The sequence below is a fragment of the Mesorhizobium sp. B1-1-5 genome, from assembly GCF_006443065.1.
Lineage (GTDB): Bacteria > Pseudomonadota > Alphaproteobacteria > Rhizobiales > Rhizobiaceae > Mesorhizobium.
Map to the genome: position 1 here is coordinate 1 of NZ_VFWS01000161.1, position 9324 is coordinate 9324.

Sequence of the window (9324 nt, forward strand, 5' to 3'; positions counted from 1 at the left end):
GTGAAATCAGGGCAAACGCTGGCGATCGGCTGAAGGCTCCCAACCTCGTCATTCCAGGGCGGAGCAGCCGCGAAGCGGCGTCGCGCAGACCCTGGAATCCATTCCGTGACCTTGATCGAAGGATTGCAGCGGAGCAGAATTCTGCACCGCAGCAGCGCTCATGTGTCACGGAATGGATCCTCGGGTCTGCGCGCGTCGCTTCGCTCCTTGCTCCGCCCGTGGATGACGAGGTTGGGCCGTTTCGGCCAATCTCCAAGGCATGCCACCTGCCAACACAAACACGCCCGCCGGTCAAAATCCCTGTGCTGGGGAACCGGCAGATATCGTTATTGTGACCGCAAAGCCGTTTGCGGCCTGCGGCAATTCCAGCTAAGAGGCCGCCATTCACGCTAGCTGGGATCGACACCGATGACGGACATCGCCGCCACCGCCGAAATGCAGGCCGCGCTGCTCTCGCGCGCGCTGCCTTATATGCAGCGCTACGAGAACAAGACCGTGGTGGTGAAATATGGCGGGCATGCCATGGGCGATACCGAACTCGGCAAGGCGTTCGCCCGCGATATCGCGCTGTTGAAACAATCCGGCGTCAATCCGATTGTCGTGCATGGCGGCGGGCCGCAGATCGGCGCGATGCTCACCAAGATGGGCATCGAATCCAAGTTCGAGGGCGGCCTGCGCGTCACCGACCAGAAGACGGTGGAGATCGTCGAGATGGTGCTGGCGGGCTCGATCAACAAGGAGATCGTGGCGCTGATCAACGCCGAGGGCGAGTGGGCGATCGGGCTCTGCGGCAAAGACGGCAACATGGTGTTCGCCGAAAAGGCGCGCAAGACCATGGTCGATCCGGATTCCAACATCGAGCGGGTGCTCGATCTCGGCTTCGTCGGTGAGCCGGTCGAGGTCGACCGCACACTGCTCGACCTTCTGGCGCGCTCGGAAATGATCCCGGTGCTGGCGCCGGTGGCGCCGGGCCGCGACGGCCACACCTACAACATCAACGCCGACACCTTTGCCGGGGCCATCGCCGGCGCCTGCCGCGCCTCGCGCCTGCTCTTCCTCACCGACGTGCCCGGCGTGCTCGACAAGAACAAGAAGCTGATCGACGAGCTGACGGTCGCCGAGGCCAGGACGCTGATCAAGGACGGCACGGTTTCGGGCGGCATGATCCCGAAGGTCGAGACCTGCATCGAGGCGATCGAGCGCGGCGTCGAGGGCGTCGTCATCCTCAACGGCAAGACGCCGCATTCGGTGCTGCTCGAGCTGTTCACCGAGCACGGCGCTGGCACGCTGATCGTTCCGTAAGGAAAGCAAGTTCACCATTTCCATGGAATTGCGAACCGCCATGTCAGCCGGCTAACTTTCTTGCCGCCGGCGCGCGTCGATCTTCAATGATCGGCGCGACGGACTTGCGTGGCTGGCGCCCGGCGATCATCGATTCCTCCTCGGCGTCCTGCGGCGCGCCCCAGAATTCGGCTAATGTCGGCCCACCCGTGACGCGGCCGTCGCGGACGAGAAACCCCCAGACCTCGCGGAACCAGACGCGGCGTCCCATCCTGGTGTACCAGCGCATCGAATGGCGCTGCTCGGGATCGGGGTGGAACAGGATGCGCGCCAGCGCCTTCGGCCGCGACTGCACCGCGACCTCGATCAGCTTGACGGCGAAGAACAGCATCCAGGGTTTCAGCCTGGTCATGTGCAGAACCTGGTGCTTGTAGTCCCACAGGCGCATGTCCTTCTGGATCACTTTGCGGTCCTTGGCTATGCGGAAGAACGGCGTCCAGCGATGCGGCGTGACATAGAGCGCCTGGATCTGGTCCGGATCGTAGGCGATGAGCTGGCGAAAGCCGCGCCAGAGATCGCGTAGCGTCTCGTCCTCGAAGCCGGCCACCCAGGTCGCCATCGACAGGATGCCGTGCCGGCGCAGCAGCCGGATCGCCTCGCGGTCGGATTTTGTGCTGCCGCCCTTGCGGATCAGCGACAGTGTCTGCTCGTCGGTGTTCTCCATGCCGAGCAGCCAGCGGATGACGCCGGCCTTGCGGTAAAGATGCAGGATATCGGCATCGCGCACTATGTCGTCGGCGCGCGTCGAGCCGACGATCAGCACCGGCACGTTCTCGGCGATCATGGCTTCGAGAAAGGCGCGCCAGGCCTTTTTCGAGGAAGTCGGGTTCTCGTCGGCCAGATTGATCAGCTCGACGCCGTGCTCGCGGTGCAGCCAGGCGATCTCCTTGGCGAATTTGACCGGGTCGCGGTGGCGCCAGCGGGTCCAGAAACCGCGCTGGCCGCAATAGTTGCACAGATGCGGGCAGCCGCGCGAGAACTGCATGACCACCGCCCGCTTGCCGCCCCAATAGGAGTAGCGGCGATGATCGATCAGCTCCCAGCCGACGCGCCAGGCATCGAGGTCGGCTATGGTCATGGCCGCCTGCGTCGCGACAGGACGGCCGAAATCGTCACGATAGGCGATGCCGGCGACGCTCGCCACCGGCTGGCGAATCTCGATCGCCTCGACCAGCGCCGTCGCGGTCGCCTCGCCCTCGCCCCGCACGATGAAGTCGAAGACGTCGGTCGCAGCGAGGATATCGCGCCAGTGATAGGTCGGGAAGACGCCGCCATAGATGACTATGACGCCCGGCGCGCGGGCCTTGATCATCTCGGCGATCTTGAAGGCCGTCGGATGCGCCGAGGTCGAGCCGGAATGGCCGATCAGCACGAAATCCGGATCGCCGCGCAGCGCCTCGTCTACTAGCGTCGCAAGCGGCATCGGCCCGAACTCGGCGTCGACCAGGCGCACCTCATGGCCGGAATCGATCAGCGGCCCGCCGATCGCCAAAAGACCAAGCGGCGGCAGGTGGTCGTCGGGCACACGGCTGCCGATGGCGGTGTGCGGCGGATTGATCAGCACGATGTTCAAGGCGGACCTCCATGTTGGTCCGCTTGTGCTAGTCGCCTATGTCGAAGCCGCCTTGGCGCGGTTCAGCAGTTTCCACGCAGCTTTTCGCCAGATTTGACCGGATCAGCGCCGCAGATGGCTGAGCGGCACGTGGCCGGGGCCCTTGATGTTCTGCAGCACCAGTTGCGTATGGACGTCGCGCACGCCGGGCAGACGCATCAGCCGGTGCATGACGAAGGCGTTCAAGTCGTCCACCGACGGCACCAAGACATGCAGCAGAAAATCGTAGTCGCCTGTCATCGTCCAGCAGGACGAGACCTCGTCCATGCGCTGCACGGCGGCGATGAAGCTTTCGGGCGAGCCGTCGCTGTGGCTGACCAGCCGCACCTGGATGAACACCTCGACGGTCAGGCCCACGGCGCGGCGGCTGAGCACCGCGGCGAAGCCCTTGATGATACCGGCTTCCTGCAAGGCCTCGAAGCGGCGCGCGCAAGGCGTGGTCGACAGGCCGATCTCCTGCGCCAGCTCCGAGACGGGCTTGCGGCCGTCGCGCTGCAGGATGTCGAGCATCCTTATCTCGAAATCGTCAAATTGAGGCATTTCTTCTCAGTCTCGCGTTGATCTGAGCGCTTTTATCTCCAAATCAGCTGGCGTGCCATAAACAAAGCTGATTTGCCTCAGCGGTCGCTTCTAAACTTCCCATCACGATCCGCGGATCACGATCTTGAGGAGGATATGATGACGATCAGCGTTGCCGATTATGCCGCCGAATGCGCGGCGCAGGGCCTGCGCGGCGACTATTCGGTCTGCCGCAGCGATTTCACCGTGGCGCAGGGCCACGACTATTCGGCCGAGGAGCAGGCGGTGTGGCGCACGCTCTGCGATCGCCAGACGAAGCTGACGCGGAAGCTCGCGCACCGCTCATATCTAGACGGCGTCGCGGCGCTCGGGCTGCTCGACAGGATTCCGGATTTCGATGCCGTTAGCGAAAAGCTCGCCAGGCTGACGGGTTGGGAGATCGTGGCGGTGCCCGGCCTCATTCCCGCCGGCCCATTCTTCGATCATCTCGCCAACCGGCGCTTCCCGGTCACCAACTGGCTGCGGACGAAAAAAGAACTCGACTACATCGTCGAGCCGGACATGTTCCACGATTTCTTCGGCCATGTGCCGATCCTGACCCAGCCGGTGTTCGCCGATTTCATGCAGATGTATGGCCGGAAGGCGGAAGATCTGATCGAACTCGGCGGCGACGAGATGATCACGAGGCTCTACTGGTACAGCGCCGAATACGGCCTCATCCAGGAAGCCGGCCAGCCGTTGAAAGCTTTCGGCGCCGGGCTGATGTCGTCCTTCACCGAGCTGCAATTCGCGGTCGAGAGCAAGGACGCCCACCACGTGCCGTTCGATCTCGAGACGGTGATGCGCACCGGCTATGAGATCGACAAGTTCCAGCGCGCCTATTTCGTGCTGCCGTCCTTCGATGCGCTGCGCGATGCTTTCGCCAATGGCGACCTCGCCGGCATCGTCGCGCGGTTCAAGGACCAGCCGGCGCTCGACCCGGCGACGGTCTGAGTGTTGTTTACGCAATTCCGGACGGAGGCTACGGCGAAGTCGCCGAGCCCAAACCGCAACGCACTTTTCCTGGAATTGCTCTGAGGTCGGTTCTCGCCCAACCGACATTCAGGGCGGTTCAGCTGCCGACAGGCGGCTGAGCCGCTTTGTGCTTTTTTGCAATTAGTTCCCCAGCACAGGGATTTTGACCGGTTGGCTATGTTTGCGTTGGCAGATGCCATGCCTTGGCGGTTAGCCGAAACGCCCACCCAGTCGTCATCCACGGGCGGAGCAAGGTGCGAAGCGACGCGCGCAGACCCAAGGATCCATTCCGTGTCGCATGAGCGCTGCCGCGGTGCAGAATTCTGCTCAGCTGCACTCTTTGATCAGTGTCACGGAATGGATTCCAGGGCCTCCGCGACGCCGCTTCGCGGCTGCTCCGCCCTGGAATGACGAGGTTGGAAGGCTTCCGCCAATCGCCAGCGTCTGCGCTGATTTCACCGAAAGGAACGGTGAAAATCGTGCCCGTCGACAAACGGCAATTTTTCAAAATCCTGCGCTGATCCTCTGGCTATGCCTTGTCCGGCTCGGCCTTGATCCTGGCCAGCTGCTCGTTTTGCAGGGCGTGTGCCGTATTGATGAATGCGCAGCACGGTCGAGATCAGACGGCAATCACCTTGCCCAGATGCTCGCCGAGGCGGCAGGCGAGCGCGGTGATGGTCGTCGTCGGATTGCACTGGCCCGACGTGCAGAACACCGACGAGCCGCCGACATAGAGATTGTCCATGCCGTGCACCTTGCAATTGGCGTCGACGACGCTTTTCAAGACATCGGTGCCCATGCGGGTGCCGCCCATATGGTGGTTGCCGGCCGTTTCCTCATCGGTCGGGTAATCGCCGCCATTGCCGATCCAGTCGTCGATGCGGACGCGGCCGAGATTCTTCTGCGCCATGGTCGTGCCGAAAAGCTTCAGGCCTTCGAGCAGCGTGCGGCGCTCGAGCGGCGACTTCTTCCAGTGCAATTCGATGCGCGGCACGCCGGCGTGGTCGACATCGGCCTTCGACAGCGCGATCTGGTTGGAGGCAAGCGGCGCCTGTTCCCAGGCGACGTAAAGCTGGGCGGCGCAGTGCAGCCTCTGGTCCAGCTGGGAAGACATCCATTCCGCCATATTGGGCGCCGTGCAGGCGAGATCGGCGATCAATTTCTTGACATTGGGATAGGGCGACTCGATCAGGCGGATGCCGAAATTCATGATCTGCAGCCGCTCCATCGCGGCAAGCGTCGGCGAGAAGAAGGCTTCGCTCGAGGCGTCGACCTCGAACTCCGAATAATTGGCGAGGATGGCATTGCCGCCCAGGAAGGTCGGATGCTCCATCCAGTAGCGGCCGAGCGCCGCCGCGTTCGGCACCACGCCGCCATTCGAGCGCTCATTCGACCACAACAGCAGCCGCGAGTTCTCCAGCCCGCCGGTGCAGGTGACGAAATAGTCCGCTGGGAAGGTGCCGGCATCCTGGCCGTTCGACCAGAGCTTCGCGCCGGTGACGCGCTTGCCGTCGCCGGTGAGCTCGGTCGCGTAGGTGTTGAGCACGACGGCGATGTTCCTGCTCTTGTCGAGCTCGTCGGCGAACTTCTCGCCGAAGCGAACCGCCGGGCTCTTGATCAACTGCACCCAGCGGATGTCGTCCGAAACCGGGACGTCCGGACGGAAGGCCGGCAGCTCAATGATATCGTGGACTTCGCCAAGATGGGGCTCGATGTCGGCGCGGCCGATCGGCCAGCCGGTGTCCGGCGCCCAGGCCTTGGGCTCGAAGTCCTGTTTGTCGAGCACGCGGCACCAGCCGGCCCAGTGATTGGACGAGCCGCCCATGAAGCGCAGCCTGGTGACGTCGAGGTCGAAATAGAAATCGCCGACCGTCTTGCCGCGGTAGAAATCCTGTGACTCGTCGCTGAACTCGCGCGAACCCGCCTCCAGCACGACCACCGGGATGCCGGCTGCGCCGAGCTTCCTGGCGATCGTCATGCCGGCCGGGCCGGAGCCGAGAATACAGGCCTTGGGTCTGAAGCCGGCCTGCTTGTAGGTCTCGTAGCTATCGAAGATCATGCGAGGTCGCTTCGCCGCAGGATCCAGCCATTGATCTCGACGATGTCGTCGGCATCGACCACGGGTTGCTGGCTGCGGAACAGCGACAGGGCGGGCAGCGCGAGCAGCGCCTGCACGATCGCGCGGCGCGACATTTTTCTCATGAACCTGCTCATGACACGTCTCTCGACAGGGGCCTCGATCCACGCATGCCGTTCCTCAACGGCACATATGCCGCCTTGGAGGCCAATTCCGTGCCAGACCCAGGTGAAAACGGCGTTACACCAGGAAGTCTAGCGCGGTTGAATATGGACATGGTTAGGGCATTCCTAACGCCTGCGGCGAGGCTTCATGCCGCCTCGGGCAGTTCGCGGTCGAGGATCGAAAGATTGCGGCCGCGGTTCTTTGCCGCGTAAAGCCTGCGGTCGGCGGCGCGCATCAAATCCGAAACCGTCGCGCTCTCGCCGCAGCAGACGCCGCCGATCGAGACCGTGAGCGGCACGGTCCGTTCGTCGACCGGGCGGAAACGGATCAGCTCGACCTCGCGGCGGATGCGTTCGGCGATATGCTTGGCTTCCGGTTCGCTGGCGCCAACCAGGAAAGCCGCGAATTCCTCGCCGCCGATGCGGCCGAGCACGTCGCCGCTGCGAATGCCGCGTTCGATGGCGCCGGCAATCAGAAGCAGCGCTTCGTCTCCGGTCAGATGACCGTAGCTGTCATTGATCCTCTTGAAGTGATCGGCGTCGATGATGAGCAGCGCGCCGCGATCGCTCTTGCGCCGCGAACCGTCGAGCGCGGCGAAAAAGGTCTCGCGGTTGAGCATGCCGGTCATGTCGTCGCGGCTTGCCTTTTCCGACAGGCGCCTGTGCGCCGCCGCGAGCTGCGCATGGGCCCGGGCAAGCTCGCGGTGAGCATTCTTCAGCCGGCCGCTCTGCCAGAAGCTGCTGGCGCTGGCGGCCCAGGCGAGCACGAGCGGGCAAACCGTCGAGGCCAGCCAGACGGTGCGGCTCATCGGAAAGCCCATTGCCGGAACCACAATCAGCGTCAACAACAGCGAGACGGCGACCGAAGCGAACGCCACGGCAGCGGCCCTCAGAAATATGCGACTCATCACTTGCTCCCAACGGAAAGCTTCTGTGCCAGCAAGCGTTAAAGGCGACCTTTCCGGGACTTTTAAAATTTGAAGCGACACGCCATTTTGGCAATTCGTGACGCGTATAAGTTGTGGATAAACTCCTGGCCGGCATGCCATAAGAAATCCATGACAACGACACCCGATCCCGCCCGCTTTGCCCATGTCACGGACTGGGTGTTCGACCTCGACAACACGCTCTACCCGCATCACTCGAACCTGTTCGCGCAGATCGACGTGAAGATGACCGCCTATGTCGGCGAGCTGCTGACGCTTTCGCGCGACGACGCGCGCAAGCTGCAGAAGGAGCTCTACCTGGAATACGGCACGACGCTGAACGGGCTGATGAAGCGGCACGGCATCGATCCCGACGATTTCCTAGAGAAGGTGCACGACATCGACTATTCGCGGCTGGTGCCGGATCCGGTGCTGGGCGCGGCGATCCGCCAGCTTCCCGGGCGCAAGTTCATCTTCACCAATGGCGACCGCAGGCACGCCGAACGCACCGCGCGCCAGCTCGGCATACTGGAACATTTCGACGCCATCTTCGACATCGTCGCGGCGGGGCTGAACCCCAAGCCGGAGCGCCAGACCTATGAGCGCTTTGCCGAATTGCACTCGGTGACCGGACACAATGCGGTGATGTTCGAGGATCTGGCGCGCAATCTGGCCGTGCCGAAAACGCTCGGCATGACGACGGTGCTGGTGGTGCCGCGCAATTTCGAGCCGACATTCTCAGAGATCTGGGAACGCGACCCCGCAAACGAGGACGACGTCGATTTCGTCACCGATGATCTCGCCGGTTTCCTGACCGCGATCGTCGACGTCGTGACGTGAACTCGGCAAGTGGTATGCCTTGGAGACTGGCCGAAACAGTCCGGCCTCGTCATCCACGGGCGGAGCAAGGAGCGAAGCGACGCGCGTAGACCCGAGAATCCATTCCGTGACGCATGAGTGTTGCCGCGGTGCAGAATTCTGCTCCGCTGCATTCCACCCCCCCAGGTCACGGAATGGACTCCAGGGCCTTCGCGACGCCGCTTCGCGGCTGCTCCGCCCTGGAATGACGAGGTTCAGGCGGCTTCAGCCAATCGCGAGCGTTTGAGCTGATTTCACGGACATGACCGGCGATAATCTCGCCTGCCCGCGGGGCCTGCTGTCACAGGAATTTTGACCAGTCGGCTCTGTTTGCGTTGGCAGGTGGCATGCGTTGGAGATTGGCCGAAACGGTCCGGCCTCGTCATCCACGGGCGGAGCAAGGAGCGTAGCGACGCGCGCAGACCCGAGGATCCATTCCGTGACACATGAGCGCTACCACGATGCAGAATTCTGCTCCGCTGCACGTTGATCAAGCTCACGGAATGGATTCCAGGGTCTCCGCGACGCCGCTTCGCGGCTGCTCCGCCCTGGAATGACGAGGTTGAGAGGCTTCAGCCAATCGCCAGCGTTTGTGCCGGCTTCACGGACAAGACGGGCGATGATGTCGCACTGCCGCCGGGCCTGCTGTCACAGGAATTTTGACCGGTCGGCTCTGTTTGCGTTGGCAGGCGGCATCCGTCGGAGACTGGCCGAAACAGTCCGGCCTCGTCATCCACGGGCGGAGCAAGGAGCGTAGCGACGCGCGCAGACCCGAGGATCCATTCCGTGACACATGAGCGCTACCACGATGCA

The 9324-nt window shown here is 63.2% G+C and carries 8 protein-coding genes; 3 read left to right on the plus strand and 5 right to left on the minus strand.

The window, feature by feature from the left end; translation table 11 throughout:
• Positions 1-408 precede the first annotated feature (408 nt).
• Complete coding sequence (argB, locus tag FJ980_RS27755; RefSeq protein WP_140546855.1) at positions 409-1302, plus strand: acetylglutamate kinase; 894 nt, start codon at positions 409-411, stop codon at positions 1300-1302.
• A gap of 43 nt (positions 1303-1345) precedes the next feature.
• On the opposite strand, the gene bchE is transcribed toward argB, so the two are convergent.
• Together bchE and FJ980_RS27765 are read right to left on the minus strand one after the other, a co-directional pair.
• Entirely contained in the window at positions 1346-2914 is a 1569-nt protein-coding gene (gene bchE, locus FJ980_RS27760) for a magnesium-protoporphyrin IX monomethyl ester anaerobic oxidative cyclase (RefSeq protein WP_140546856.1), read from the minus strand.
• Between the two features lie 102 nt (positions 2915-3016).
• A complete protein-coding gene (locus tag FJ980_RS27765; protein WP_095769494.1) occupies positions 3017-3493 on the minus strand; it encodes an Lrp/AsnC family transcriptional regulator in 477 nt (158 codons plus the stop codon).
• Between the two features lie 135 nt (positions 3494-3628).
• Here FJ980_RS27765 and phhA point away from each other — a divergent pair, with 135 nt between their 5' ends.
• On the plus strand, positions 3629-4465 hold the full coding sequence (gene phhA / locus FJ980_RS27770; protein ID WP_140546857.1) for a phenylalanine 4-monooxygenase: 837 nt from the start codon (positions 3629-3631) through the stop codon (positions 4463-4465).
• 640 nt (positions 4466-5105) lie between these two features.
• Here phhA and FJ980_RS27775 read toward each other — a convergent pair.
• From FJ980_RS27775 to FJ980_RS27780, 3 genes are all read right to left on the minus strand, one after another.
• A complete protein-coding gene (locus FJ980_RS27775; RefSeq protein ID WP_140546858.1) occupies positions 5106-6545 on the minus strand; it encodes a GMC family oxidoreductase in 1440 nt (479 codons plus the stop codon).
• Positions 6542-6700, minus strand: coding sequence for a hypothetical protein (locus FJ980_RS34815; protein ID WP_181181319.1), 159 nt, complete (start codon positions 6698-6700; stop codon positions 6542-6544). Before FJ980_RS34815 ends, FJ980_RS27775 begins: the two co-directional genes overlap by 4 nt.
• A gap of 173 nt (positions 6701-6873) precedes the next feature.
• Positions 6874-7635 (minus strand): GGDEF domain-containing protein, encoded by a 762-nt coding sequence (locus tag FJ980_RS27780; RefSeq protein WP_140546859.1) that lies wholly within the window; start codon positions 7633-7635, stop codon positions 6874-6876.
• Between the two features lie 150 nt (positions 7636-7785).
• Here FJ980_RS27780 and FJ980_RS27785 point away from each other — a divergent pair, with 150 nt between their 5' ends.
• Positions 7786-8493: a pyrimidine 5'-nucleotidase gene (locus FJ980_RS27785; RefSeq protein ID WP_140546860.1), complete on the plus strand. Its 708-nt coding sequence runs from the start codon at positions 7786-7788 to the stop codon at positions 8491-8493.
• Positions 8494-9324 lie beyond the last annotated feature (831 nt).

What these genes read in the sequence shown, in the direction of transcription:
- argB (WP_140546855.1), top strand. Translation starts at nt 409, where the DNA reads ATGACGGACATCGCCGCCACCGCCGAAATGCAGGCCGCGCTGCTCTCG.
- FJ980_RS27765 (WP_095769494.1), bottom strand. Translation starts at nt 3,493, where the DNA reads ATGCCTCAATTTGACGATTTCGAGATAAGGATGCTCGACATCCTGCAG.
- phhA (WP_140546857.1), top strand. Translation starts at nt 3,629, where the DNA reads ATGATGACGATCAGCGTTGCCGATTATGCCGCCGAATGCGCGGCGCAG.
- FJ980_RS27775 (WP_140546858.1), bottom strand. Translation starts at nt 6,545, where the DNA reads ATGATCTTCGATAGCTACGAGACCTACAAGCAGGCCGGCTTCAGACCC.
- FJ980_RS34815 (WP_181181319.1), bottom strand. Translation starts at nt 6,700, where the DNA reads ATGAGCAGGTTCATGAGAAAAATGTCGCGCCGCGCGATCGTGCAGGCG.
- FJ980_RS27780 (WP_140546859.1), bottom strand. Translation starts at nt 7,635, where the DNA reads ATGAGTCGCATATTTCTGAGGGCCGCTGCCGTGGCGTTCGCTTCGGTC.
- FJ980_RS27785 (WP_140546860.1), top strand. Translation starts at nt 7,786, where the DNA reads ATGACAACGACACCCGATCCCGCCCGCTTTGCCCATGTCACGGACTGG.